24 protein-coding genes are annotated in these 25,737 nt (G+C 71.7%); 15 read left to right on the top strand and 9 right to left on the bottom strand.

All coding sequences use genetic code 11. The annotated features are described in order from the left end of the window. Window positions 1–135: 135 nt before the first annotated feature. Both SPK54_RS06345 and SPK54_RS06340 read right to left on the bottom strand, forming a co-directional pair. Window positions 136–855: a DUF2608 domain-containing protein gene (locus SPK54_RS06345; RefSeq protein ID WP_330947085.1), complete on the bottom strand. Its 720-nt coding sequence runs from the start codon at window positions 853–855 to the stop codon at window positions 136–138. 249 nt (window positions 856–1,104) lie between these two features. Then, entirely contained in the window at window positions 1,105–3,099 is a 1,995-nt protein-coding gene (locus SPK54_RS06340) for a UvrD-helicase domain-containing protein (protein ID WP_330947084.1), read from the bottom strand. A gap of 108 nt (window positions 3,100–3,207) precedes the next feature. On the opposite strand from SPK54_RS06340, the gene SPK54_RS06335 reads away from it, so the two are divergent. Next, a complete protein-coding gene (locus tag SPK54_RS06335) occupies window positions 3,208–3,828 on the top strand; it encodes a thymidine kinase (protein WP_330947083.1) in 621 nt (206 codons plus the stop codon). Window positions 3,829–3,852: 24 nt separating this feature from the next. Here the strand turns inward: SPK54_RS06335 and hslU are convergent, their stop codons facing one another. Beyond that, window positions 3,853–5,226, bottom strand: coding sequence for an ATP-dependent protease ATPase subunit HslU (hslU, locus tag SPK54_RS06330; protein WP_330947082.1), 1,374 nt, complete (start codon window positions 5,224–5,226; stop codon window positions 3,853–3,855). Between the two features lie 113 nt (window positions 5,227–5,339). Further along, window positions 5,340–5,891, bottom strand: a complete 552-nt coding sequence (gene hslV / locus SPK54_RS06325) for an ATP-dependent protease subunit HslV (RefSeq protein WP_330947081.1) — start codon at window positions 5,889–5,891, stop codon at window positions 5,340–5,342. A 64-nt stretch (window positions 5,892–5,955) separates the two neighbouring features. Here hslV and SPK54_RS06320 point away from each other — a divergent pair, with 64 nt between their 5' ends. Both SPK54_RS06320 and SPK54_RS06315 read left to right on the top strand, forming a co-directional pair. Then, the gene (locus tag SPK54_RS06320; protein WP_330947080.1) at window positions 5,956–6,738 is read left to right on the top strand and encodes a glycosyltransferase; all 783 of its coding nucleotides are present in this window, start codon (window positions 5,956–5,958) and stop codon (window positions 6,736–6,738) included. Then, window positions 6,735–7,490: a glycosyltransferase gene (locus SPK54_RS06315; protein WP_330947079.1), complete on the top strand. Its 756-nt coding sequence runs from the start codon at window positions 6,735–6,737 to the stop codon at window positions 7,488–7,490. Before SPK54_RS06320 ends, SPK54_RS06315 begins: the two co-directional genes overlap by 4 nt. Here SPK54_RS06315 and SPK54_RS06310 read toward each other — a convergent pair. After that, entirely contained in the window at window positions 7,484–7,750 is a 267-nt protein-coding gene (locus SPK54_RS06310) for a hypothetical protein (RefSeq protein WP_330947078.1), read from the bottom strand. The genes SPK54_RS06315 and SPK54_RS06310 overlap by 7 nt on opposite strands. Window positions 7,751–7,808: 58 nt before the next feature. Beyond that, window positions 7,809–8,675 carry a tyrosine recombinase XerC gene (xerC, locus tag SPK54_RS06305; RefSeq protein WP_330947077.1) on the bottom strand — a complete coding sequence of 289 codons (867 nt, stop codon included), beginning with the start codon at window positions 8,673–8,675 and terminating at the stop codon, window positions 7,809–7,811. 165 nt (window positions 8,676–8,840) lie between these two features. Between xerC and SPK54_RS06300 the strand changes: the two genes are divergently transcribed. The 9 genes from SPK54_RS06300 (at window position 8,841) to SPK54_RS06260 (ending at window position 19,218) form a co-directional block, all read left to right on the top strand. Next, window positions 8,841–9,974 (top strand): EAL domain-containing response regulator, encoded by a 1,134-nt coding sequence (locus tag SPK54_RS06300; protein ID WP_330947076.1) that lies wholly within the window; start codon window positions 8,841–8,843, stop codon window positions 9,972–9,974. Between the two features lie 45 nt (window positions 9,975–10,019). Continuing rightward, window positions 10,020–12,929: an ATP-binding protein gene (locus tag SPK54_RS06295; RefSeq protein WP_330947075.1), complete on the top strand. Its 2,910-nt coding sequence runs from the start codon at window positions 10,020–10,022 to the stop codon at window positions 12,927–12,929. Between the two features lie 72 nt (window positions 12,930–13,001). Then, window positions 13,002–13,475, top strand: coding sequence for a histidine phosphatase family protein (locus SPK54_RS06290; RefSeq protein WP_330947074.1), 474 nt, complete (start codon window positions 13,002–13,004; stop codon window positions 13,473–13,475). Between the two features lie 27 nt (window positions 13,476–13,502). Next, entirely contained in the window at window positions 13,503–15,488 is a 1,986-nt protein-coding gene (locus tag SPK54_RS06285) for a phospholipase D family protein (RefSeq protein ID WP_330947073.1), read from the top strand. Between the two features lie 94 nt (window positions 15,489–15,582). After that, the gene (locus SPK54_RS06280) at window positions 15,583–16,191 is read left to right on the top strand and encodes a YkvA family protein (RefSeq protein WP_330947072.1); all 609 of its coding nucleotides are present in this window, start codon (window positions 15,583–15,585) and stop codon (window positions 16,189–16,191) included. A 5-nt stretch (window positions 16,192–16,196) separates the two neighbouring features. Further along, entirely contained in the window at window positions 16,197–16,643 is a 447-nt protein-coding gene (locus tag SPK54_RS06275; RefSeq protein ID WP_330947071.1) for a hotdog fold thioesterase, read from the top strand. Window positions 16,644–16,783: 140 nt separating this feature from the next. Continuing rightward, window positions 16,784–17,521: a lysophospholipid acyltransferase family protein gene (locus SPK54_RS06270; protein WP_330947070.1), complete on the top strand. Its 738-nt coding sequence runs from the start codon at window positions 16,784–16,786 to the stop codon at window positions 17,519–17,521. Between the two features lie 9 nt (window positions 17,522–17,530). Beyond that, complete coding sequence (locus SPK54_RS06265; protein ID WP_330947069.1) at window positions 17,531–18,532, top strand: alpha/beta fold hydrolase; 1,002 nt, start codon at window positions 17,531–17,533, stop codon at window positions 18,530–18,532. 74 nt (window positions 18,533–18,606) lie between these two features. Continuing rightward, the gene (locus tag SPK54_RS06260; protein ID WP_330947068.1) at window positions 18,607–19,218 is read left to right on the top strand and encodes a YbhB/YbcL family Raf kinase inhibitor-like protein; all 612 of its coding nucleotides are present in this window, start codon (window positions 18,607–18,609) and stop codon (window positions 19,216–19,218) included. A gap of 20 nt (window positions 19,219–19,238) precedes the next feature. Here SPK54_RS06260 and SPK54_RS06255 read toward each other — a convergent pair whose 3' ends face one another. The 3 genes from SPK54_RS06255 to mutM are packed head-to-tail and all read right to left on the bottom strand — an operon-like array spanning window position 19,239 to window position 23,539. Continuing rightward, window positions 19,239–22,067, bottom strand: coding sequence for a serine/threonine-protein kinase (locus tag SPK54_RS06255; RefSeq protein ID WP_330947067.1), 2,829 nt, complete (start codon window positions 22,065–22,067; stop codon window positions 19,239–19,241). A 31-nt stretch (window positions 22,068–22,098) separates the two neighbouring features. Further along, on the bottom strand, window positions 22,099–22,677 hold the full coding sequence (locus SPK54_RS06250; RefSeq protein WP_330947066.1) for a sigma-70 family RNA polymerase sigma factor: 579 nt from the start codon (window positions 22,675–22,677) through the stop codon (window positions 22,099–22,101). A 49-nt stretch (window positions 22,678–22,726) separates the two neighbouring features. Continuing rightward, a complete protein-coding gene (mutM, locus tag SPK54_RS06245; protein WP_330947065.1) occupies window positions 22,727–23,539 on the bottom strand; it encodes a bifunctional DNA-formamidopyrimidine glycosylase/DNA-(apurinic or apyrimidinic site) lyase in 813 nt (270 codons plus the stop codon). 167 nt (window positions 23,540–23,706) lie between these two features. Between mutM and SPK54_RS06240 the strand changes: the two genes are divergently transcribed. From SPK54_RS06240 to SPK54_RS06230, 3 genes are all read left to right on the top strand, one after another. Continuing rightward, window positions 23,707–24,849: a fatty acid desaturase gene (locus SPK54_RS06240; protein WP_330947185.1), complete on the top strand. Its 1,143-nt coding sequence runs from the start codon at window positions 23,707–23,709 to the stop codon at window positions 24,847–24,849. Beyond that, window positions 24,846–25,178, top strand: coding sequence for a hypothetical protein (locus tag SPK54_RS06235; RefSeq protein ID WP_330947064.1), 333 nt, complete (start codon window positions 24,846–24,848; stop codon window positions 25,176–25,178). Before SPK54_RS06240 ends, SPK54_RS06235 begins: the two co-directional genes overlap by 4 nt. 240 nt (window positions 25,179–25,418) lie before the next feature. Further along, on the top strand, window positions 25,419–25,631 hold the full coding sequence (locus SPK54_RS06230) for a cold-shock protein (protein ID WP_028840395.1): 213 nt from the start codon (window positions 25,419–25,421) through the stop codon (window positions 25,629–25,631). Window positions 25,632–25,737: the final 106 nt, after the last annotated feature.

Here is a 25,737-nt window from a genome sequence, read left to right as displayed (position 1 = left end):
CGTGGCCTCCTCGAATCCGGCGGTGCCGGTGGACGACAGTTGTGGCGCGGTTCCAGCCGAAGGCCGGATGCGGGCAGCCTAACCGGGCCTCAAACTTTATGCAATCTTCAAGAAGTCATCTGCAAGCGGTTGATTTCAATAGCTGCACTGATGGGATTCGAATGCCTGCAGGCGCTGCGGATAGGTGCTGGCCAGCAGCTGCCGCCACGCCAGCCAGCCGGCACGCCCGGCGTCCGCCTCGTCCGCGCCCACCCGCTTGTCGATGCGGGTGTAGTGCAGGCCCAGATAGGCGATGCCCGCGTCCTGCAGGGCCGCGCGCATGTTGTCGATGTTCTTGCGGCCATCGTCTACCAGCACCACCCGGTCGTAGTGCAGCCTGGTGCGTCGCAGCAGGTCGAGCAGGGCGAGCCCCTTGTCCTGGCCGGTGGTCATGAACACGCCCTGGTCGTAGAGCACGCGCACCGGCGGTGCGCCGGGCGCCTTGCGGAAATCCCAGCTGCTGCCGTCGGTCAGGCCGCCGAGCATGGCCGGCAAGGCGTAGCCGGCGTCGCGCAGGGTCCGCAGCGTGCCGCCGCGGGACAGGGGATTGCGGGAGGTCAGCAGCAGCCTGTCGCTGGACAGCGCATTGATCAGCGCGGGCCCGTTCGGCTGGGTGGGGCGCTGGGTGCCGGCCTCGTAGTTCAGCGAGATCACGTCGAACAGGCAGGGCACCTTGCCGGGATCGCCGGCCGGCAGGGTCTTCTGCCATTCGTACCATTTGTCGCTGCCGAAGAAGCCGCTGGACGTGAGCAGCGTGTCGTCGATGTCCAGGACCAGCAGGGTGCGCTGCGTACCCTCGGCCAGAGCCGGGGCCACCAGAGCCAGGTCGTCGATCTCGCGGACGACGGACCCGGGAGCCTCGGGTCGGAGCGCAGGGCTCGCACACGCGGTGAGCAGGACGACGAGGGCGGCGGAAAGAAAGCGGCGCATGGACGGTTCCGGGAAATCGGGGCGGAGGGGCGCGGGACGCCCGGATGCGGGCGTCCCGAGTGTAGCGGGCTTGGATTTCAGCGTCCTGCTGGGCGTCGGGAGGGCCCGCCCGGCGGCGCGGCCGATCCGGGCGCGTCAGTCCGCCAGCATCGCCTGGATGTCGGCAAAGCTGGCGCGGCGGCGCTCGGCCTTCTGCGCCGCCTCGGCTTCGGGGTCGGCGCCATCGCGCTGCACCTCGGCGGGCGGCAGCTCGTCGAGGAAGCGGCTGGGCGCCAGCCGCAGCTTGTCGCCCCAGCGCTGCGCTTCCCTGGCATGCGACAGCCACAGCCGCTCCTTGGCGCGGGTGATGCCGACGTAGAACAGCCGCCGCTCCTCGTCGATGCGGCCTTCCTCGATGCTGGCCTCGTGCGGCAGGTTGCCGTCCTCGACCCCGACGATGAACACGAAGCGGAACTCCAGTCCCTTCGAGGCGTGCATCGACATCAGCCGCACCTGGTTGCCGGCATCGCCCTTGTCGGCGTGCGAGAGCAGCGCCAGCGCGGCGGCCAGTTCGCCGGGACCGGAGGTCTTGGGGCCATCGAACCAGTCGGCCAGTTCATCGAGGTTGCGCCGGCGCGCCTGGAACTGGGCCTCGTCCTTGCAGGTGGCGCGCAGCGCGGCCAGCAGGCCGGAGCGTTCGTTGAGCTTGCGCACCAGTTCGGCCGGCGGCAGCGTGCGGGCGTCCGCGCGCAGGCCCTGCACGATGGTGGAGAAACCCTGCAGCGCGTTGGCGGCGCGCGCCGGCAATTGCTGCGCCACCGCCATCGACTCGGCGGCACGGGCCAGCGGCAGGTGCTTCTGGCTGGCCAGCTCGCCCAGCTTCGCCAGCGTGCCGGCGCCGACGCCGCGGTTGGGCGACTGCACCGCGCGCAGGAAGGCGGCGTCGTCGTCGGGATTGGCCAACAGGCGCAGCCAGGCCAGCGCGTCCTTGACCTCGCCGCGGTCCAGGAAGGCAGTGCCGCCGCTCAGGTGGTAGGGGATGCGCAGCAGCTGCAGCGCCTTTTCCAGCGCGCGGCTCTGGTGGTTGCCGCGGAACAGGATGCAGACCTCGTTCCACGGCACGGTGCCGTCGGGCGCCGCGTGCTGCCTGGCGATGAACTGGATCTCCGCCGCCACCTTGTCGGCCTCGTGGGCGGCGTCCCGGCACTCCCAGACGCGGATGCGCTCGCCGTCGGCGGCCTCGCTCCACAGGGTTTTCGGGTGCTCGTGCGGGTTGTTGGCGATCAGCGCGTTGGCCGCGCGCAGCACCCGGTTGGAGCAGCGGTAGTTCTGTTCCAGCTTGATGATCGCAAGCTGAGGATAGTCGCTGCCCAGCGCCAGCAGGTTGTCCGGGTTGGCGCCACGCCAGGCGTAGATGCTCTGGTCGTCGTCGCCCACGCAGGTGAACTGGCCGGCCTCGCCGGCGATCGCCTTGAGCAGGCGGTACTGGGCGTCGTTGGTGTCCTGGCATTCGTCCACCAGCAGGTAGCCGATGCGCTCGCGCCAACCCATCCGCGCGTCCTCGTCGGTTTCCAGCAGCTGCACCGGCAGCCGGATCAGGTCGTCGAAATCCACCGCGTTGAACGCGGACAGCCGCTGCTGGTAGCGCGCATACAGCGCCGCCGCTTCGCGCTCGCGGCTGCTGCGCGCGGCCTCCGCCGCCTGCTCCGGCGACAGGCCGGCGTTCTTGGCGCGGCTGATCAGCTGCTTCATCGCTTCGATCGCATCCGGCTTGCTGCCCGGCGGCAGCAGGTCCTTGATCTGCGAGGCGGAATCGTCGGCATCGAAGATCGAGAAGCCGCGCCGCAGCCCCAGCTTGGCGTGGTCGATCTGGACGATCTTCAGCCCCAGCGCGTGGAAGGTGCTGACGGTGAGTTCCTGCGCGGCGTCGCCCTTGATGCGCTTGCCGACGCGCTCGCGCATCTCGCGCGCGGACTTGTTCGTGAAGGTGATCGCGGCGATGCGCCGGGCCGGGTAGCGCCCGCTCTGCACCAGGTGGGCGATCTTCTCGATGATGACGCGGGTCTTGCCGCTGCCCGCGCCGGCCAGCACCAGCAGGGGGCCTTCGGTGTGCAGGACGGCTTGGCGTTGCGGAGGATTGAGACCGTGCATGGAGCGGAAGTGGGAGGCAGCAGGAGCGCGGGCGGTTATTCTGGCATCGCCGTCCGCGGCCTGCGCCCTTGCATTCCACCCATTCGCCAAATCCCACTGCCCCGCCTGATGGCCAAGCTCTACTTCTATTACTCGGCGATGAACGCCGGCAAGACCACCACCCTGCTGCAATCCGCGTACAACTACCGCGAGCGGGGCATGCGGGTGGCCATCCTCACCCCGAAGCTGGATTTCCGCGCCGGCAGCGGCACGGTGGCGTCGCGGATCGGCCTGCAGGCCGATGGCATCGCCTTCGGCCGCGACGACGACCTGCAGCGGATCGTGGAAGCCGACATCGCGGCGCGCGGCCCGCTGCATTGCGTGCTGGTGGACGAGGCGCAGTTCCTGGCCAAGCCGCAGGTCTGGCAGCTCAGCGAGGTGGTGGACGCGCTGCGTATCCCCGTGCTCTGCTACGGCCTGCGCACCGACTTCCGCGGCGAGCTGTTCGAGGGCAGCCAGTACCTGCTGGCGTGGGCTGACGAGCTGCAGGAGATCAAGACCATCTGCCACAGCGGCAGCAAGGCCACCATGAACGTGCGCATCGACGCGCAGGGGCGCGCGCTGCAGGACGGGCCGCAGGTGGAGATCGGCGGCAACGAGCGCTACGTCTCGGTGTCGCGCAGGGAGTTCAAGAAGGTGATGCGCGGCGAAGGCAGCATCGAGCCGCTGCAGGCGCCGCTGCCGCTCTGACGGCAGCGCGCCCGCACGGCGCGGTCACAGGATGTAGCGGCTCAGGTCCGGGTCCTGCGCCAGCTCGCCCAGGTGCGCATCGACGTAGGCGCGGTCGATCGCGACGCTGCCGCCCTTGTCCGGCGCCTCGAAGCTCAGCGTTTCCAGCAGCCGCTCCAGCACCGTGTGCAGGCGGCGCGCGCCGATGTTTTCCTGGCGTTCGTTGACGTGCGCGGCGATCTCGGCCAGGCGGTCGACCGCCTCGGCCTCGAAGCGCAGCGCCACGCCTTCGGTCTGCATCAGCTCGACGTACTGCCTGGTCAGCGCGGCCTTCGGTTCGGTCAGGATGCGGACGAAGTCCTCCTTGCCCAGTGCGCCCAGCTCCACCCGGATCGGGAAGCGGCCCTGCATTTCCGGGATCAGGTCGGACGGCTTGGCGAGGTGGAACGCGCCGCTGGCGATGAACAGGATGTGGTCGGTCTTCACCGGCCCGTACTTGGTGCTGACCGTGCTGCCTTCCACCAGCGGCAGCAGGTCGCGCTGCACGCCCTCGCGCGACACGTCCGCGCCCATGCCCTCGCTGCGCTTGGCGACCTTGTCGATCTCGTCGATGAAGACGATGCCGTGCTGCTCGCAGGCCTCGATCGCGGCCTCGCGCACCTCGTCCTCGTTGACCAGCTTGCCGGCCTCCTCCTCGATCAGCAGCGGCCGCGCGGCCTGGATGGTCATCGACTTCTTGTGGGTCTTGCCGCCGGAGATCTGGCTGAACATCTGCCGCAGCTGCTGGCCCATTTCCTCCATGCCCGGCGGGGCCATGATGTCCACGCCGATGTTCATGCTGAGGTCGAGTTCGATCTCGCGTGCGTCCAGCTCGCCGGCGCGCAGCTGCTTGCGCAGCTTCTGCCGGGTGGAGGATTCCTGCGCGGACGGTTCGGCGCCGATGTCGATGGTGGTGGTCTGCGCCGGGTTGAAGCCGAAGCCGGGCGCGGCTTCGCGCTTGGGCAGCAGCGCATCGAGGATGCGGTCCTCGGCGCGCTCCTCGGCCTGCGTGCGCACGCGCTGCTTGGCCTGGCCGCGGTACAGCTTGACCGCGGTGTCGGCCAGGTCGCGGATGATCTGCTCGACGTCCTTGCCGACGTAGCCGACTTCGGTGAAGCGGGTCGCCTCCACCTTCACGAACGGCGCGTTGGCCAGCGTGGCCAGCCGCCGTGCGATCTCGGTCTTGCCCACGCCGGTGGGGCCGATCATCAGGATGTTCTTCGGCATCACCTCGTTGCGCAGCTCGGCCGGCAGCTGCGCGCGCCGCCAGCGGTTGCGTAGGGCGATAGCCACCGCGCGCTTGGCCGCGTGCTGGCCGACGATGTGTCGATCGAGTTCCGCGACGATCTCGCGCGGGGTCATGGAGGAGGAATCAGTCATCGGTGCTTCCTTGGCTGCGCCGTGCCGGGGGCGACCCGATCAAGTCGCTCCCCGATACTCGCTTGGTTGATCGGGTCGCCCCCGGCACGGCGCCGGTGAACGGATCGCAGGCGCTAGAGCGTCTCGACCACGATGTTGCGGTTGGTGTAGATGCAGATGTCGCCGGCGATGCCCAGCGCCTCGGTGGCGATGGCTTTCGCGTCCAGCTGGGTATGCGCCAGCAGCGCGCGCGCCGCGGACAGCGCGTACATGCCGCCGGAGCCGATGGCGATCAGGCCGTCTTCCGGCTCGATCACGTCGCCGGTGCCGGAGATCACCAGCGAGGTGTCGACATCGGCCACCGCCAGCAGCGCCTCGAGCTTGCCGAAGCGGCGCTCGGTGCGCCAATCCTTGGCCATCTCCACCGCCGCGCGGGTCAGCTGGCCATGCTTTTCCAGCTTGGCCTCGAACAGCTCGAACAGGGTGAACGCATCGGCGGCGGCGCCGGCGAAACCGGCCAGCACGCGGCCGTCCTTGCCCAGCCGGCGCACCTTGCGCGCGTTGGCCTTCATCACCGTATGGCCCAGCGTGACCTGGCCGTCGCCGGCGATCACCACCTGGTCGTTGCGGCGCACCGAGCAGATGGTGGTGGCATGGAATACGTTGGGGTTCTGGCTGGGATCCATCGTTTTCTCCGTTGAACCGGCTATCTGGGGGCACGCGCCCCGGCTTCAAGCAGGAGTAACGGCCATGGCGCCACCGCTGGTCAGCATCGCGATGCCGATCCTGGACACCGCACGCTTCCTGCCGGCGGCGCTGGACAGCCTGCTGGCGCAGAGCTGCGGGGACTGGGAAGCGCTGCTGTGGGACGACGGCTCCAGCGACGGCAGCACGCGGATCGCCGCCGACTACGCCGCGCGCGATCCGCGCTTCCGCCTGCTGGGCGATGGCCGCAACCACGGGCCGGCGGCGGCGCTGGCGGCCACGCTGGCGCAGGCGCGCGGGGCCTATCTCGGCACCCTCGACAGCGACGATCTGCTGGAACCGCAGGCGCTGGCCGCGATGCTGGCCTTCCTGCAGGCGCGGCCGGCGCTGGGGATGGCCTATTCGCAGTACCTGGAGATCGACGAGACGGGCAACGTGCTGGGCCCGGGCCGGCGCAGCTTCACCCCGTATTCGCCGGCAGGCCTACTGGTGGAGTTCATGACCTTCCAGTTCCGGCTGGTGCGCGCGGACGCCTATCGCGCGGTGGGCGGCTTCGATCCGGCCGCCGCCCATGCCGAGGACTACGATCTGTGCCTGCGCCTGTCGGAGCGTTGTCAGATCGGCCACCTGCCGCAGCCGCTGTACCGCTACCGCCTTCGGCGCGGCTCGGTCTCGCAGTCCGGCCGCCTGCGCCAGGTGCAGGCCAGCTTCGCCGCGGCCCAGCGCGCGCTGCAGCGCCGCGGGCTGGAGGGCCGGCAGGCGCTGTCGCTGGGGATCCGCGCCCGCCACGTGCTGCAGCCGAAGACCGCAGCGGCGCCAGCGCCATGACGGCGCCGATCAGCGTGCTGCTGCCGCTGCGCAGCGCGACTCCGTTCCTCGGCGAGGCGCTGGCCAGCCTGCAGGCGCAGACCTTCAATGAATGGCGCGCCGTACTGTGCCCGGTGGGCGCGGCGGCGACGGCGCTGACGGCGCCCGCGGCGGCCGCCGATCCGCGCTTCCGCGTCGGGCCGGCGGCCGCGACCGAGGCCGCGGCGCTGGCGCGGGCCGCGGACGCCATCGACAGCGAATACCTGTGCGTGCTGGATCCCGACGATGCGCTGGCGCCGGCCGCACTCGCGGAGCTGCACGCCGCGCTGGCCGCGCGGCCCGATGCCGGCATGGCCTACAGCCGGCATGTGCTGGTGGACGCCGGCGGGCGCATGCTCGGCCCCGGCCCGCTGTGCGAGTTGCCGTATTCGCCGGAGGCGCTGCTGCTGGACTGGATGACCGGGCCGCTGCGGCTGCTGCGCACCGCCGCCTACCGGCGCGCCGGCGGCCATACCGATGCCCATCCAGATGCAATCGACTACGACCTGTGCCTGCGGCTGTCGGAAACCTGCGCGGTGGTGCACGTGGCCCAGCCGCTGTACCTGCGCCGCATCCACGCCGACGCGCCGGAGGTGGCGCGCTGGGCGGAGGGCATCGAGGCGCGCTACGCCGCCTTCGTCGCGGCAGTGCGGCGGCGTGGCCTGGGTGCGCGCTACGACACCGCCCTGCAGGTGGACAGCTGGCACATCCTGCAGCCGCTGCCGGCTCAGTAAAGCGGCCGGGCTTCGTCGAGCAGGCGCTTGGCGCGCGTTTGCAGGGCCGCCCACGAATCGGCCAGCCGTTCGGGTTTCGGCGTGGTCCGCGCGATCAGCGCCAGCGCATCCTCGAGCTGTTCCACGCGCAGCGCCAGCGCGGCGTAGTCCTCGGCCAGCACCAGCTCCACCCGTTTGTCGGTGCATACGCCGATGCAGGGGCGCGGCGCGTCCACCTTGCCGCAGCCGATGCAGCGCCAGCCTTCGATGGTCTCGATCATCGCCGCATGCTGCGGCGGCCCGTGGGCGAGGGCATTGATCGACGTCAAAACAGGCGGTTCAGGGCTTGCGCCGGGCGCGCGGGTGGGCGGCGTCGTAGACCTTGGCCAGGTGCTGGAAATCCAGGTGGGTGTAGATCTGGGTGGTGGCGATGTCGGCATGCCCCAGCAGCTCCTGCACGCCGCGCAGGTCGCCCGACGATTCCAGTACGTGGCTGGCGAAGCTGTGCCGCAGCAGGTGCGGGTGGATGCGCTTGAACATGCCCTGGCGCAGCGCCAGCTGCTTGATCCGCAGCTGGATGGCGCGCGCGCTGATGCGGGCGCCGCCGCGGCCGGGGAACACGAAGCCGGTGTTGCTGCCGGCCGAGGATTCGCGCCAGTCCAGCAGCGCACGCCGGGCGTGCGAGCCCACCGGCACGATGCGCTGCTTGCTGCCCTTGCCGAGCACGGTGACCAGCCCGGCCTCGAAGTCCAGGTCGCCCCAGCGCAGCGTGCAGACCTCGGACAGGCGCAGCCCGGAGGAATAGAACAGCTCCAGCAGGGCGCGGTCGCGCAGCCCCAGCGGCGCGTCGGTGGGCAGCTGCACCAGCTGCACGGCCTCGTCCACGTCCAGCACCTGCGGCAGCTTGCGCGGGGCTTTCGGTGCGCGTATCCCGTCGGCCGGGCTGGCCGGCAGCCGGCCCTGCTTCAGCAGCCAGCGGTACAGGCTGCGGCAGGCGGACAGCCGCCGCTGCAGCGATTTCGGCGACAGCCCGCGGCGGTGTTCAGCGGCGACGAAGGTGCGCAGGTCGTTGCCGTCCAGCGCCAGCAGGTCGCGCCCGCGCGCCCATCCGGCCAGCGCGCCCAGGTCGCGGCGGTAGGCGTCCAGGGTGTGGGCCGACGCCTGCCGTTCGACCGCCAGGTGGGCCAGGAAGTCGTCGATGACCATGCCCGCAGTGTAAGCGCGTGCCGGGTGCGCTGGTCGCCCCTCCCATCGCTGCCACCGGCTGCGGTAGGCTTGGCGCTCGCCGCATGCGTCCGGGGAGAGGGCATGGACTGGTCGGAACTGCAGGTGATGGTGGTCGAGGATCACGGCTTCTAGCGCCGCATTGCATTGCGCCTGCTGACCGAGCTGGGCGTCGAGCGCGCGCTGGAAGGTGCCGACGGACTGGATGCGCTGGACGTGCTGCGACGGCAGGCGGCGCCGCCGGACGTGGTGCTGGTGGACCTGGACATGCCCGGCATGGACGGCATCGAATGCATCGGCCAGATCGCGCAGGAGCGGCTGGCGCGTGCGGTGGTGGTGGTCAGCGCGCTCGATCCGGCGCTGCTGCACACCGTGCAGACCATGGCCCGCGCCTATGGGCTGCGCGTGCTGGGCAGCGTGGAGAAGCCGCTGACCCGCGACAAGCTGGAAGACGTGCTGGCGCGCTTCGGCGATCACGCCGGCGAGCAGCTGGACGAGAGCGAGGTCGACTTCACCATTCCGGCGCTGCTGGAGGCGCTGGAGCAGGGGGAGATCAGGCCCTGGTTCCAGCCGCAGGTGGAGTTCGCCAACGGCAAGGTGGTGGGGGTGGAGGCGCTGGCGCGCTGGGAACGCCCCGATGGCAGCGTGGTGCGGCCGGTCCTGTTCGTGCCGCTGCTGGAGCGCGAGGGCCGCGCGAGTGCGCTGACCGAGCGGATGCTGGACGAGGGCTGCCGCTGGCTGCAGCGCTGGGGCAGGGACGGCGTGCGGCTGACGCTGTCGGTCAACGTCTCGCCGCTGGCGCTGGCCGACCAGCAGGCGGCCGACCGTTACCAGGCCATCGTCGAAAGCCATGCGGTCAGCCCGGAGGACGTGGTGCTGGAAATCACCGAGAGTTCGGTGATGACCGACGCCGCGCGCGGGCTGGGCGTGCTGGCGCGGCTGCGGCTGAAGGGGTTCGGCCTGTCGATCGACGACTTCGGCACCGGCTATTCCTCGCTGGCGCAGTTGGCGCAGGTGCCGTTCACCGAGTTGAAGATCGACAAGGAGTTCGTGTTCTCGGCGCACTCGCAGCCGCGCAAGCGGGCGATGGTGGAAGCCAGCCTGGACCTGGCGCGCAAGCTCCACCTGACCACGGTGGCGGAAGGTGTGGAGACCATCGAGGACTGGCAGCTGCTGGCCGAACTGGGTTGCAGCGTCGCCCAGGGCTGGCTGATCGGCCGGCCGGTGCCCGGAAGCGAGCTGCCGGCGGCGATCGCGCGCTGGCGTCGCCCGGTGCTGTGAGCATGGGTGGCGGTCGTCGGCCCGGCCCCCACGCGCGCTGACGGCATGCGCCTGGACCTGTCCCGCCTCGGTATCCGCCACCAGCTGCTGGGGCTGTTCGGCCTGTTCCTGCTCACCGGCGCGCTGGTGGTGGCGGTGGACGAGATCGGCCAGCACTACGCCCAGCGCTCGATGGAGGCGATGAAGGACGACGTGCTGGTCGGCATGCGCCGGATCCGGCGGCTGTCCAACGCCTACGGCATGGACGTGGTGGACACCACCTTCCGCACCCGCAACTACTTGATCGGTTGGGAGGAGGCCGAAAGGCGGATCGAGGTTGCGCAGGCGACCATGGCGGAGGAATGGAAGGCGCTGCGGGCGATGCCGCTGGATGAGGAAAGCCGCGCGCTGCTGGCCCAGGCGCTGCTGGCGCGCCCACGGGCCGACGAAGCGGCCGACGAGCTGCGCAGCATCCTGGCGCGGCGCGACATCCTCGCGCTGGGCCGCTTCGCCGACCGCGGGCTGTATCCCGCCGTGGATCCGCTGGTGCAGCGGCTGGAACGGATCGACGCGCGCGGCCAGGCGCGCGCCGCCGCGCTCGCGCAGGGCGCACTGGAGCGCGGGGTCTGGGTGAGCCGGGTCCGGATCGGGGTGTCCCTGGCCTGTTTCCTGCTGGCGCTGCTGGTCGGCCGGCGCATCCTGCGCGACGGCTATCGCGGGGTGGAGAGCCTGACCTGGCTGGCGCGGCGGATGACCCAGGGCGACTACACCGCCCAGCCGCGCTACCTGCCGCGCGGCGAGCTGGGCGAGGTCATGGACAGCTTCCTGCGCATGCGCGACCACGTGCGCCGGATCGAGGGGCAGTTGACCGAACAGTTGGTCCGCACCGATCGCGTGCGGGTGGCGCTGGAGCGGCGCGAGCAGTTCCAGCGGCTGCTGCTGGAGGCGGCGCAGACGGCGATCATCGCGGTCGACGAGGATGGCGTGTTCTCGCAGGTCAACCCGTTCGCGGAAAAGCTGCTGGGCTGGCCGGCCGGTTCGCTGCTGGGGCGCGAGAAGCTCGACGTGGTGCTGGACCCGGAGGCGCTGGGCGCGCTGGCGCGCTCCCTCAGCGAGGCCTACGGCCGCACCGTGCCGCCGGACTGGACCGCGCTGCGCGAGCTGGCGCGCCACCGCGAGCCGCCGCGCGAATTCGCCCTGCGCCACCAGCGCGGCCGCACCCTGCCAGTGCTGCTGGCGCTGTCGGCGATGCGCGACGACACCGGCGCGATGGTGGGCCTGCTGGCGGTGGCCACCGACCTGACCATGCAGAAGCGGCTCGAGCGGGCGCTGCGCGACAGCGAGGCGCGGGCGCGCGAGGCCAGCCATGCCAAGAGCGCCTTCCTGGCGGCGATGAGCCACGAGATCCGCACGCCGATGATCGGCGTCACCGGCATGATCGAGATCCTCGGCCACACCGACCTGGACGTGGAGCAGCGGCGCGCGCTGGGCATCGTCCAGGCCTCGGCGGAAACCCTGCTGCGGATCATCGGCGACATCCTCGATTTCTCGAAGATCGAGGCCGGCAAGATGGAGATCGAGCCGGTGCCGACCTCGCTGCCGGAACTGGTGCGCAGCGTGGCCGCCAGCTTCTCGGGATCGGCATCCAGCAAAGGCCTGGTGCTGGACAGCGAAGTCGATCCGCAGGTCGCGCCGGCGCACCGGGCCGACCCGGTGCGGTTGCGTCAGGTGATCGGCAACTTCCTGTCGAACGCGATCAAGTTCACCGACCACGGCAAGGTCACGGTCGCGGTGAAGCTGCTGCAGCACATGCCGGGCGAGGGCGCGCTGGGCAGCGACCTGCTGGAGCTGAGCGTGGCCGACACCGGCATCGGCATCAGCGAACAGGCGCAGGCACGGCTGTTCAAGCCGTTCTCGCAGGCGGAGGTGGACACCACCCGCCGTTTCGGCGGCACCGGCCTCGGGCTGGCGATCAGCCGCCGCATCGCCGAGCTGATGGGCGGCCATATCGAAATGGAGTCGGCCCCCGGCAAGGGCACCACCATGCGCCTGAAGCTGGAGCTGCCGCGCGCGCCGGCGGACCAGCTGCCGGAACTGACCCTGCCGGGCCGGCACGCGCCGGGCTTCCGGCCGCGCCCGCTGCCTTCGGTGGCGGAGGCGGAGGCGGAACGCAGCCTGGTGCTGCTGGTGGACGACCACGTCACCAACCGGCTGGTGATCCAGCGCCAGCTGGCGCTGGCCGGATACGCTTCGGAAACTGCCGAAGACGGCATGGAAGGGCTGGAGCGCTGGCGCAGCGGCCGCTACGCGCTGCTGCTCAGCGACGTGCACATGCCGCGCATGGACGGCTACCAGTTGGCGCGCACCATCCGCGCCGAGGAGCTGGGGCGCGGCCTGCCGCGCACGCCGATCGTGGCGCTGACCGCCTCGGCGTTGAAGGGCGAGGCCGAGCGCTGCCTGGGCGCCGGCATGGACGACTACCTGGCCAAACCGGTGGGTATCGCCAGCCTCGGCGCCTGCCTGCAGCGCTGGCTGCCGCATACGGCCGCGGCACCCGCCGCGGCGGCGCCGGCGCAGGGCGCGCTGCCCGCAGCGGCCGCGCCGCGGCCCGCGCTGAAGGATGCGGGGGGCGCGGGCGGCACGGTGCTGGCCGGCGACGTGCTGCGCGAGTTGGCCGGCGACCGCCCGGAGGACATCCGCGCGCTGCTGGAGGACTACCTGCGTTGCACCCGCGAAGACATGGAAACGCTGGAGCGGCTGCGCGACGCCGGCGACCTGCCCGCGCTGGTGACCCAGGCGCACCGGCTGAAGGGCGCGGCGCGGCTGGTCGGCGCGGTCGAGCTGGCGGAGGCCGCGACCGCGCTGGAAACCGCGCTGCGGGCCGGCTTCCGCGAACGGCTGGCGGCGCTCGAGGCGGCCCTGCACGCGGCCCACTGGCGCCTGCAGGAACATGTCGCCAGGCAGTACCCGGGTTAGACGGCTGCGATTGGCCGGCGCCGGTGTACCCTGCCTGCATCCGGCCACCGCGGCCGCGAAGGGACCCCTGCGATGCGCGAACTGATCCTGCTCCGCCATGCCCATGCCGACGCGTCCGCGTCCGGCCAGGACGACCTGCAGCGGCCGCTGTCGACGACCGGTCTTGCCGAGGCCCGGGCGGCCGGCGAATGGCTGCGCGAGCACGCCCTGCAGCCGGACCGCGTGCTGTGTTCACACGCCGTGCGCACCCGCCAGACCCTGGCCGCGCTGGGCGAGCTGGGCTGCACCGATGTGCGCGAGGAGGCGGCGATCTATGAAGCCAGTCCCGGCACGCTGATCGCGCTGGCCGACACCCACCGCGACGCGCGCCGGCTGCTGCTGGTGGGCCACAACCCCGGCCTGGAACAGCTGGCGGCGCTGCTGCACAGCGGGCAGTCCGGCGACTATCGCGGCATGCCACCGGCAGGCGTGGCGGTGCTGGAATTCCCGGCTGAGGCGGCAATCGAGCCCGGCGTGGCGCGGCTGTCGCGGTTCTGGTGGCCGTAAGGCCCGCCGCCGCGGAGAATCGAATCGATGAGTCGCCGTCGCCCCGGCCGCGCGCTGGCGGGGCTGTTTGCCCTGCTGCTGGCGGGCTGCGCCACGCTGTCGCCGCAGCAGCGGCGCGCCGCCGCTGAAGTCGCGGTCGACGCGCGCAGCACGGAGGTGGACTGCGTGCGTGCCGACGCCTGCGCCCTGCCGTCGCCGCTGATGGCGATGGCGCGCGACACCCTGGCCGCGTCCACCCCGGCGGCACCGCGGCATCGCGCGCTGATCCTGGACGATGCCCCCGACGCGCTGCTGGCGCGGATCCACCTGATCCGCGCCGCCAGGCACAGCATCGGCCTGCAGACCTACATCTTCGACGAGGACGATTCCGCCCAGCTGGTGCTGGACGAACTGCAGGCGGCCGCATTCCGCGGCGTCAAGGTGCGCATCCTGATCGACCAGCTGGCGGCGCTGCGCAAGGTGGAGACGCTGGCGGCGCTGTCGTCGCTGCACGCCAACCTGGAGCTGCGCGTCTACAACCCGGTGCTTGACCGCGCGCGGTTGTCGCTGCCGATGTACGCGGTGGCGGCGGCCTGCTGCTGGCGCCAGCTCAACCGGCGCATGCACAACAAGCTGCTGGTGGTGGACGATGCGGTGGGCATCGTGGGCGGGCGCAACTACCAGGACGACTATTACGATTGGGGCAGCGAGTTCAATTTCCGCGACCGCGACCTGCTGCTGACCGGGCCGGTGGTCGCCGACATGGCGGCGAATTTCGATGCGTTCTGGGATTCGAAGCGCAGCGTTCCGGCGGAGCAGCTGGGCGACGTGGCCCGCTACCTGCGCGAGCACGGCCCGCCGCCCGCGCCGCACCATGTGTTCCACAACCCGGCGCGGGTGCGCGCGCTGCTGGCCGAAGTGGCCGACGAGGCGGCGCTGCGCGCGCGCTTCGTCGCGCCGGCGCTGCCGGTGCGCGGCGTGAAGTTCCTGGCCGACCTGCCCGACAAGCATGGCCGGGACGCCGCCGGGGACGTGGCCGCCGCCGGCGACGCCCTGCCCCCCCCTGCGCCGGATACCAGCCACGGCCTGCGCGGGCTGATCGCCGGCGCCGACCGCGAGATCCTGCTGCAGACGCCCTATCTGGTGCTGTCGAAACCGGCCCAGGCGCTGTTCCGGGAACTGCAGCAGCGGCCGCAGCCGCCGCGGGTGCTGGTCTCGACCAACAGCCTGGCCTCCACCGACGCCTTCATCGCCTACGCCCTGTCGTACAAGTACAAGCGCCGCTACCTGCGCGACTTCGGCTTCGAGATCCACGAATTCAAGCCGTTCCCGGCAGACGCGCCGTTCGAGCTGGGGGCCACCGGCGCCGGCCTGCAGGACGCCGGGCAGCCCGCCGCGCCGCCGGTCGCGCCGCTGCGTTCCGGCGCCGCCGGCAGCCTGCGCGAGCGCCAGCTGGCCGAACGCGGCCTGCGCAGCGAGCCGGCCAGCGAGGCCGGCCGGCCGTCGCCGTTCGCCTCCTCCGGCGGCCTGCCGGTGCGGCTCAGGCGCGCCGGCCTGCGCATGGGCATGCACGCCAAGTCGCTGGTCATCGACGGCCGCATCGGCGTGGTCGGGACCCACAACTTCGACCCGCGCGGCGACCGCCTGAATACCGAGAGCGCGGTGGTGATCGCCGACCCCGGCTTCGCGGCGGCGCTGGCGGCCAGCATCCGCCGCGACATGGCGCCGGCCAATGCGTGGACCATCGGCCGGCGCGACGATGCGCCGATCTTCTCCGGCATCGAATACAACCTGTCCAAGCTGTCGGAGCGGATGCCGGTGTTCGACCTGTGGCCCTACAAATACGCCACCAGTTACGAGTACGTGCCCGGGCCGGGCTGCCCGCCGACGGTGGAGCCGCCGTCGCCGTTCGCGCCCGAGTTCCGCCGCTGCAACCAGCCGGTGGGCGACTTCCCGGAGGTCGACATCGGCCTGAAATGGCTGGGCGTGCGCACGTTCACGGCGTTCGGTTCGGGCCTCTCGCCGATCCTGTGAGCGCGGCGCCGGAGCGCGTGACGGATGGCGATTGACGCGCCCGCGCGCGCGCCCTAGTCTGCCAAACTCATTTTCATTGCCTTCCGGGGCCCCAATGTCCATCACCCTGAACTTCGAGCTCAACGACCACGATCTGGCCCATTTCCAGGCCGCTGCAGAGCGTTCACGCAAGGCGGTCGAGGGCAAAAGTGCCGAGGAAATCGTGGCCGCCGCCGTGGCCCTGCTGGACGATGCGCAGAAGACCCAGCTGCCGGATTTCATCCGCCAGCGCCTGCTGCGCCTGGACGACATGATCGCGATGGTGCGCGATGACGCGTGGGCGATGCCGGAAGCCGACCGCCAGCGCGTGCTGTCGGCGCTGGCGTATTTCGCCGATCCGCACGACATCATCCCGGATGCGGTGCAGGTGCTGGGCTTCCTCGACGACGCGGTGATGATCGAGCTGTCGGTGCGCGACCTGGCGCACGAGCTGGACGCCTACGACGACTTCTGCGACTACCGCGCCCGCGAAGCCAGCCGCCTTGGCGCCGACCCGGCCACGCTGGGCCGCACCGAGTGGCTGGACAGCCGCCGCGAGGAGCTGGTCGACCGCATGCACACCCGTCGCGAGCGCGATTTCGGCGTGGGCTACGGCCGCAGCAGCGGCTACGGGCGCGCGTCCTACATCCGCACCTGGCGTCCCGGCGTCTTCAAGGTGCGCTGAGCCGCATGGCCGCACGCGATTTCGCCTGGCCGCAGGGCACCACCCTGGCGGCGCTGAACGCGCGCTCCGCCGGGACGCTCATGGAGGCGCTCGGCATCGTGTTCACCGAACTGGGCGACGGCTACCTGCGCGCCACCATGCCGGTGGACGCGCGCACCCACCAGCCCTGCGGCCTGCTGCATGGCGGCGCGTCGGTGGCGCTGGCGGAAACCCTGGGCAGCAGCGCCGGCGCGCTGCTGGCCGGCGGCAACGCGGTGGTGGGGCTGGAGATCAACGCCAACCACCTGCGCGCGGTGCGCGAAGGCACCGTCACCGGGACCACCCGCCCGCTCCACATCGGCCGCAGCACCCAGGTGTGGGAGATCCACATCGAGGACGAGGCCGGCAGGCCGGTCTGCATCAGCCGGATCACCCTGGCGGTGCTGCCGCAGCCGCCCGCATCCAGTCCCTAGCGCACCGCGCTGGCGAACGCTTCCCGGCGTGCGCCGGCACCCGCGCAGGGCAGCCCTGCGCGGCGCGCTCGGGGTGCCGCGGCAGTGCGCTTCCGCCCTTACACTTGTCGCCTCTCTTCCCGGCGCCCCCACCGTCGCCCATGCGTGCGTTCCGCTACCTGTATCGCCTGCCGCTGTTCGCCTGGCACGTCCTGGTCCACCTGCCGCTGACCCTGCTGCTGATCGCCATCGGCAACGGCGGGCCGCTGTCGCACGGCATCGTGCGCTGGTGGGCGGGCGGGCTGCTGCGCGTCTTCGGGATGCGAGTGCAGCGCATCGGCACGCCGCTGCCGGGCGGCACCCTGTTCGTGGCCAACCACGTCAGCTGGGTCGACATCATGGCGCTGCACTCGCAGCACATGATGGGCTTCATCGCCAAGTCGGAGATCCGCCGCTGGCCGGTGGTGGGCTGGGTCACCACCCACGCCGAGACCATCTTCCTGCAGCGCGGCAACGGCGACTCGCTGGGCCTGGTGATGGCCGAGATGGCCCAGCGCCTGCGCGACGGCCGCGCGGTCGCGGCGTTCCCCGAGGGCGGCACCCGCGACGGCCGCGAACTCGGCGCCTTCCATGCCCGCATCTTCACCGCCGCGGTGGAGGCCAACGCGCCGGTGCAGCCGGTGGCGCTGTGCTACGGCATGCATTGCGAAGCGCAATCGATCGTCGCGTTCGCCCCGCGCGAGAATTTCATCGGCAACCTGGTGCGCCTGCTCGGCGAACCGCCGCGACCGGTGCGGGTGTGCTTCATGCAGCCGATTCCGCCGGGCGAGCACGACGGCCGCCGCGGCATCGCCAGGGTGGCGCGCGAACGCGTCCTGCAGGCGATGGCCGAGGCCTGAGGCAGGCGCATGCCGCTGCTGCGCTCCGCCTTCGACCCGCCGGCGTGGCTGCGCAACCCGCACCTGCAGTCGGTGATCGCCGCCAGTCCGCTGCGGGTGGCGCGCGCGCGCCGGCGCCTGCGCGAAGTGCCGGCGCGGCACCAGCCGCTGCTGCTGGACGCCGGCGACGGGGTGCGCCTGCAGGGCGTGGCCAGCCTGCCGGAAGGCGGCGACCCGCGCGCGCTGGCGCTGGTGCTGCACGGCTGGGAAGGCAGCGCCGAGTCCAGCTACATGCAGCTGACCGCGGCGCGCCTGTTGCGCGAAGGTTTCGCGGTGTTCCGGCTGGATTTCCGCGACCACGGCGACAGCCACCATCTCAACGAGGGCCTGTTCCATTCCAATCGCCTGGACGAGGTGATCGGCGCCGCGCGCGCGGTGTCGGCGCGCTGGCCGGCGCTGCCGCTGGTCGCCGCCGGCTATTCGCTGGGCGGCAACTTCGCGCTGCGGCTGGCCCTGCACGCGCCGGCGGCCGGCCTGCCGCTGCGACGGGTGGCGGCGGTCTGCCCGTTGCTGGACCCGGGGCGGACCATGGATGCGATGGAAACCGGGCCGGCGTTCTACATCCGCCATTTCGAATCCAAGTGGCGGCGCTCGCTGGCGCGCAAGCGGGTGCTGTTCCCGCAGGCGCATGCCTTCGGCGACGAGGTGCTGCGCCTGCGCATGCGCGCGCTGACCGCGTGGATGGTGGCGCACAACACCGCGTTCCCGCATCTCGATGCGTACTTCGACGGCTATTCCGTCGCCAGCGACCGCCTGCAGGCGCTGCCGGTGCCCGCCGACGTGCTGATGGCGGAGGATGACCCGGTGATCCCCGCCGACGAGTTCCACCGCATCGCCGGTTATCCCAATGTGGCGCTGGAGCTGGCGCGGCATGGCGGCCACTGCGGTTTCATCGAGGCGATGACGCTGGACGGTTACGCCGAGCGCTGGGTGGCGGCGAAGCTGGCAGCGGCGGTGGAGGCCGGCGGCTAGCCGGGGGGGGGGTGGGCGACGCCCGTCACGCCGCCGTCCTAGAATCGGCGCAACGTTTCCAGCAGGGAATCCGCATGCGCATCCACAGCGACAGCTTCCAGCATCGCCAACCCATTCCGGCCGAATTCGCGCTTGGCGCGCGTGCAGGCAAGGATGGCTTCGGCGGCAACCGCAATCCGCATCTGGCCTGGGACGACGTGCCGGCCGATACCCGCTCGTTCGTGCTGCTGTGCATCGACACCGACGCCCCTACCGACGGCGCGCTGGTGGCCGACGCCGCCACCCCGATCCCGGTGGCGCATCCGCGCGGCGACTTCGTGCACTGGGCGGTGGCGGATATCCCCCCCGAGGTGCGCGAGATCGCAGCCGGCAGCTGCAGCGACGGCCTGACCGCCAAAGGCAAGCCGGCCGGCCGCGATGCCGGCGGCGTGCGCGGGCTGAACGACTACACCGGCTGGTTCGCCGGCGATGCGGCCATGGGCGGGCGCTACTTCGGTTACGACGGCCCCTACCCGCCGCCGCACGACCTGCGCACGCACCGCTATTTCTTCCGCCTGTTCGCCCTGGACGTGCCCACGCTGGGCCTGCCCGAGGCCTTCACCGCCGGCGATGCGCTGCGCGCCATGCAGGGACACGTGCTGGCCGAGGCGGCGCTGTACGGCACCTACAGCCTGCAAGCGGACTGACGCGCAGGACGCGCCGGCGGTCAGCGGGTGGCGACGGTGCCGCCGCCCGGCCTGGCGCTGCCGCAGCCGCCGCGCAGCCGCTGCACCTCGCGCGGGATCGCGCCGCCCTCCGGCAGCAGCGGGCGCATGTCGGCCAGCACCGCGTCCAGCGCCAGCCGCGCCCCCCGCGGCCGCTCCGCGCATTGCAGGTCGGCGGCATAGGCGCGCGCCAGCCAGGCCGCCTTGCGCTGCTCGAGGTCGCCGCCGGGGTGATCGCCAAGCGCGACCAGCCGCGCCAGCGCCGGCTGATCGCCCTGCTGCGCCTGCAGCCGCGCCAGCGAGATCTCGGCGCGGCGCGTATGCGAGTGGCGCGGGCCGAAGCCGGCACGGGTCAGCCGCACCGCTTTTTCCAGCGCGGCGCGCGCGGCCTCGGGCTGCGCCAGCGCGGCCAGGATTTCACCGTGCAGGCGTTCGCCGTCGCCCACCACCGCATGCCCGGCACCGTACTGGCGCGCGCGCAGCGCCACGGCCTCGCGCGCCAGCGGCAGCGCTTCGCGGTCGCGCCCGGCGTCGTGGAGGATCATCGCCAGGTTGAATACGCCGGCGGCAATCAGCCCGGCATTGCCGGATTTCCGCCAGGCCGCCACTGCCCGCTGCTGGAAGCCCACCGCGCGCTCGAGGTCGCCGCGCTCCCAGGCCACCACCGCCATGCTGTTGTAGGCGCGGGCCATGTCCGGATGGTGCGGGTCCAGGCGTGCGCCCATCCATGCGGTGGTCTCGGTGAAGATCGCCTCGGCGTCGCGGAAACGGCCCATGTCCACGTACAGCGCGGCCAGCTGGCGGTTGGCGTCGACGGTGGCGCGATGGTTGTTGCCGTGCAGTTCGCGCGCCAGCCGCAGGGAAGCATGGCAGTCGCGGGTGGCGGCTTCCAGGGCGTCGGTGGCGCGTTCCAGTGAGCACAGCGCGCGCAGCATGTTGATGGCCTGCGGGTGGTGCCCGCCCAGCGTGCGGCGCAGCTGCGCCAGGCCGTCCACCAGGGTGCGGATGGCGGCGGCCGGCTGGCCCATTGCCGATTCCAGGTTGGCCATGTCGAGCCGGGTTTCGGCCATCCCGGCTTCGTCCTTCTCGCGCCGCCGCAGCTCCAGCGCGCGCGCGTGCAGGCGGCGCGCGGCGTCGAAGTCGCCCAGCTCGCGCCGGCAGCGGCCCAGCTGCGCATAGAAGGCGGCCGCCTGCAGCGGCAGCCGCGGCTCCTCCTGCTGGGCCTTGGCTTCCAGCGGCTGCATATGCACGGTGCAGGTGCGCGGCTCGCCCAGCTGCTGGAACACATTGCCGTTGAGGGTGGCGGCTTCCAGCCGCAGGCTGGCCGGGGCGTCCGGCAGCAGCCGCAGCAGGCGCGACTGGCGCGCCAGCAGGTCGCGGGCCTCGCGGTAGTCGCCCAGGCCCAGGCGCAGCTGCGCCACCGCGCCGTACAGCTCGGCCCGCGCTTCCGGCTGCCGCGCCAGGCTGCGCTCGCCGCGCAGGATGCCCATGTCCAGCAGGCTGCGCAGGTCGATCGGGGTGTTGGAGGAACTGCCGGCGTCGCGGAACAGCTCGGTGATGAAGCGTTGCATCGCCTGCGCGCGCGCGGCTTCGCGCAGGGCGCGCTGGGCCTGCCAGCCCACCACGCCCAGCGCCGCGCTCAGCACCGTCAGGATCGCCAGCGCGCTGCCGATCGCCCAGCGGTGGCGCTGCAGGTATTTGCGGGTGCGATAGCCGAAGCTATCGCCGCGCGCCAGCACCGGCCGGCCGCGCAGATAGCAGAGCAGGTCGTGCGACAGCGCTTCGGCCGAGACATAGCGGCGGGTGGGGCACTTGGCCAGCGCCTTCAGCGCGATGTTGTCGAGGTCCCCGGCCAGTTCGCGCGCCAGCCGCGCCGGCGAATACGGCCGGCTGGCGTCCGGCTCGGCGCGCAGCGCGGCCTGCGAGGGCTTCTGCGGCACGCCGTCGAGGATCGCCTCCTCCCACTCCGCGTCGGTCTGGCGCTTGAGCCGGTACGGCTTGCTGCCGGTCAGCAGCTCGTACAGCACCACGCCCAGCGAATACACGTCTGTCATGGTGGTGACCGGCTCGCCGCGGATCTGCTCGGGCGCCGCGTAGTGCAGGGTGAACGCGCGCACGCCGGTGCGGGTCTGTTCCACCGGCAGCGGCTGCACGTCGAGCAGCTTGGCGATGCCGAAGTCGAGCAGGCGCACGTGCCCGGCCGGCGTCACCAGGATATTCGAGGGTTTCAGGTCGCGGTGGACGATCAGGTTGGCGTGGGCGTGGCTGACTGCCTCGCAGACCTGCCGGAACAGGTCCAGCCGCGCGGCGATGTCGAGCTGGCGCGACTGGCAGTAGCTGGTGATCGGCTCGCCCTCGACGTACTCCAGCGCCAGGTAGGGCTGGCCGTTGTGGTCGATGCCGGCGTCGAGCAGGCGGGCGATGTGCGGGTGGGCGAAGCGCGCCAGGATGTCGCGCTCGCGGTCGAAGCGCTGGCGCAGCTGCGGGTTGGCCAGCCCCGGCCGCAGCAGCTTGAGCGCCACCTTGCGCTCGTACATGCCGTCGGCGCGTTCCGCCAGCCAGACCTGGCCCATGCCGCCTTCGCCCAGCAGCCGCTCCAGCCGGTACGGACCCAGCCGCGCGCCCGGCATGGCGCCGCTGGGGAGGGCCATGGCGGGGGTGTCGAGAAAGCTGGCGTCGCCCGCATCCAGGGTCAACAGCTGCTGCAGTTCCGCCGCCAGCGCCGGGTCCTCGTCGCGCAGCGTGCGCAGGTGCTCCTCGCGCTGGTCGGCGGGCAGCTCGAGCAGTGCGTCAAGCAATGGGGACAGGCGTTGCCAGCGTTCGATGTCCATGCGGCTCCCCCCGCGCCCGGCGACCTTGCGGTCAGCCCGACGGCTCCTGCAGCGAGGCCAGCAGGAACATCCGCGCCTTCTGCCAGTCGCGGCGCACGCTGCGCTCGGAGCGCTGCAGCAGGGCGGCGATCTCCAGTTCGGACAGGCCGGCGAAATAGCGCAGCTCCACCACCTGGGTCAGCCGCGGATCGACCGACGACAGCCGGGTCAGCGCGGTGTCCAGGCCCAGCATGTCCTCGTCCAGGCTGAGCCCGCCCTCCAGGTTTTCCGGCAGTTCGGTGACCCGGTGCAGGTCGCCGCCGCGCTTCTGCGCCAGCCGCTGGCGCGCATAGTCCACGATAACCGAGCGCATCGCCGACGCCGCGTAGGCGAAGAAGTGCGCGCGGTCGTCGAACTGCGCGTTGCCGCTGCCGCGGCTCACCAGCTTCAGGTAGGCCTCGTGCACCAGCGCGGTGGCGTCCAGGGTGTGGCCGTGGTGCTGGCCGGCCAGCTGCCGCCGCGCCATGCCGTGCAGCTCCTGGTACAGGGTGGAGAGCACGCGGTCCAGCGCGGAACGATCGCCATCGCGGGCGGCGTCCAGCAGCACGGTGATATCGCCGGCGGGGGTCATTCGGATCAGGGGTGTCGGGGGACGCCGGGACTATAGCGAATGCGCCGGCTCATCGCTGGCAGTGCCCGCACCAGACCGTTGCGCGCTGGCCGATGCTGGCCTGCTTCAGCGCGCGTCCGCAGCGCGCGCAGGGCAATCCGCCGCGGCCGTAGGCCAGCAGTTCCTGTTCGAAGTAGCCGGGGGCGCCGTCCGGGCTGATGAAGTCGCGCAGGGTGGTGCCGCCGCGGGCGATGGCATGCCCCAGGATCGCCTTCACGGCCCCCGCCAGCGCCGCGTAACGCTCGCGCGAGACCCGGCCGGCGGCGCGCAGCGGCGAGATTCCGGCGGTGAACAGCGCCTCGGCGGCGTAGATGTTGCCCACGCCCACCACCACCGCCTGGTCCATGAGGAACGTCTTGACCGGCGCGCTGCGGCCGCGGCTGAGCGCGAACAGATGGTCGCCATCGAAATCGTCCGACAGCGGCTCCGGCCCCAGCCCGGCCAGCAGCGGATGGATCTCGCCGGGCGGCTGCCAGAGCAGGCAGCCGAACCGGCGCGGGTCGTTGAAGCGCAGCACGCGGTCGGAATCCAGCAGCACGTCCACGTGGTCGTGCGCGCGCACCGGTGCGTCGGCGGGCAGCACGCGCAGGCTGCCGGACATGCCCAGGTGCAGCAGCGCGCTGCCGGCCGCGGTGTCCAGCAGCAGGTACTTCGCGCGCCGGCGGATGGCGTCGATGCGCTGGTCGGGCAGCAGGGTTTCCACCTCGCGCGGGATCGGCCAGCGCAGGTCGGGGCGGCGCAGCAGCACGCCCTCGACGCGGCGGCCCTCGACGTGGGGCAGCAGGCCGCGGCGGGTGGTCTCGACTTCGGGCAGCTCGGGCATGCGCCCATGATGCCGCGTCGGGGTGGCAGTCAGCCATGCCGTGGCATCATGCAATGGCGCTGTCGCGCGCCTTTTCCTGAACGAGTCACCCGATGCCCGCGTCCCTGCTCGAGCCCTCCTTCCTGACCTTCCTCGCCGGCGGCCTGCTGCAGTTCGGCTGGGGCGGAATGCTGCTGTACCTGCTGGTCGCCACCCAGCTCACCATCTTCACCGTCACCCTGTACCTGCACCGCAGCCAGGCCCACCGCGGCGTGGATTTCCACCCGCTGGTGGCGCACTTCTTCCGCTTCTGGTCGTGGCTGACCACCTCGATGATCACCCGCGAGTGGGCGGCGATCCACCGCAAGCACCACGCCAAGTGCGAGACCGAGGACGACCCGCACAGCCCCATGCACAAGGGCATCGGCACGGTGTTCTGGCGCGGCGCGGACCTCTACCGCGAGGCGCGGCTGGCGCGCGCCGACATCGAGCAGTACGGCAAGGGTTGCCCCGACGACTGGATCGAACGGAACCTCTACACCCGCCACGCCAACCTCGGCGTGGTCCTGCTGCTGGCGGTGAGCTTCGTGCTGTTCGGCGCCAAGGGCGTGGCCGCGTGGGCCATCCAGATGGCGTGGATCCCGTTCTGGGCCGCCGGCGTCATCAACGGCCTCGGCCACTGGTGGGGCTATCGCAACTTCGAGACCACCGACACCGCCACCAACCTGACCCCGTGGGCGGTGTGGATCGGCGGCGAGGAGCTGCACAACAACCACCACGCGTTCCCGTCCTCGGCCAAGTTCGCGCTGCGCCGCTTCGAGTTCGACATCGGCTGGGCCGCGATCAAGCTGCTGGAGAAAGTGCGCCTGGCCAAGGTGCTGCGCGTCGCGCCCTCGCTGAACCTGCGTCCCAACATCGCGATGCCCGACGCCGAGACGCTGCGGGCGCTGCTGGCGCACCGCTTCCAGGCGATGACCGACTACCAGCGCAACGTGCTGAAGCCGGCGCTGCGCGAGGAGGCCGCCGCCGCCGGCGCCCGGCTGCGCGCGCTGCTGCCGCGCCAGCTGCGCAAGGGCATGGTGGACGACGGCCGCTGGCTGAACCCCGAGGCGCGCGAACAGCTGCAGGCCTGGGTGGACGCGCGCCCGCGCATCCGCGCCCTGCTGGAGCACCGCCGCCGCCTGGCCGACGTGCTGGAGAGCCGCGGCCACGACGCCGCCGAACGCCTGCGCCGCCTGCAGGCGTGGTGCGCCGAGGCCGAAGCCAGCGGCGTGCGCGCGCTGCAGGACTACGCCGCGCGCCTGCGCGGCTACGCGCTCGCGCCGGCATGAACCGCCGCGCCGCCCTGCTGGCCTGCCTGCTGCCGGCCGCGGCGCAGGCCCAGCAGGTGCAGCGCGCCGGCGACTATCTGGCGCGGATGGACGCGGACGGCGACGGCCGCGTCTCGCTGGCCGAATACCAGGATTGGATGGGCTATGCCTTCGCGCGAATGGACCGCGACCGCGACGGCGTGCTGTCCGCCGCCGAGCAGCCCGGGGGCCGCGCCGCCCCGCTCACCCGGCAGGCGCATCGCGCGCAGTTGGCGGATCGCTTCCATCGCCAGGACGCCAACCGCGACGGCATGCTGGACGCCCGCGAACTGGCCGCGCCGCCGCGCTGAGCCGTCGTTTCAGCGCGTCGCGGGCGCCGCGCTGCGCCCGCTTGCCTGAACCGCCGCCGCGCGCCGGTTTGCTTTCCGCGCCCGATACGCCTACCGTGGCGGGGCTGAATGACAAGGGTCACCTTGAATCGTGGCCTGATGTTGCAGTTTCCTGCATCGTTACACCCGTTTCTCAATTCTCCTTGCAGCCAGCGTTTCCGCCGCATCCGCGGCATCTCATCCGTTACAAGGAGCATTGACATGTCCCAGACCGAAACCGGTACCGTGAAGTGGTTCAACGACGCCAAGGGCTTTGGCTTCATCACCCAGGACGGCGGCGGCGACGACCTGTTCGTCCATTTCCGTTCGATTGAATCCTCGGGCTTCAAGTCCCTGCAGGAAGGCCAGAAGGTCTCCTACGTGGCCGTGAAGGGCCAGAAGGGCATGCAGGCCGAGCAGGTCCGCCCGCTCTGAGCCACGCCCACGCGTGATTCGAAAAACCCGGCCTTGCGCCGGGTTTTTTTATGGTTCTTCTCCCAACTGAGGGGAAAGGCGCACGGCCGACCGGGCAGACTTGCTG

This window comes from Thermomonas sp. LB-4, assembly GCF_036409385.1.
Taxonomy (GTDB): Bacteria; Pseudomonadota; Gammaproteobacteria; order Xanthomonadales; family Xanthomonadaceae; genus Thermomonas.
Note: the sequence above shows the minus strand (reverse complement) of the source record. Positions and strands in the feature narration are given on the sequence as shown.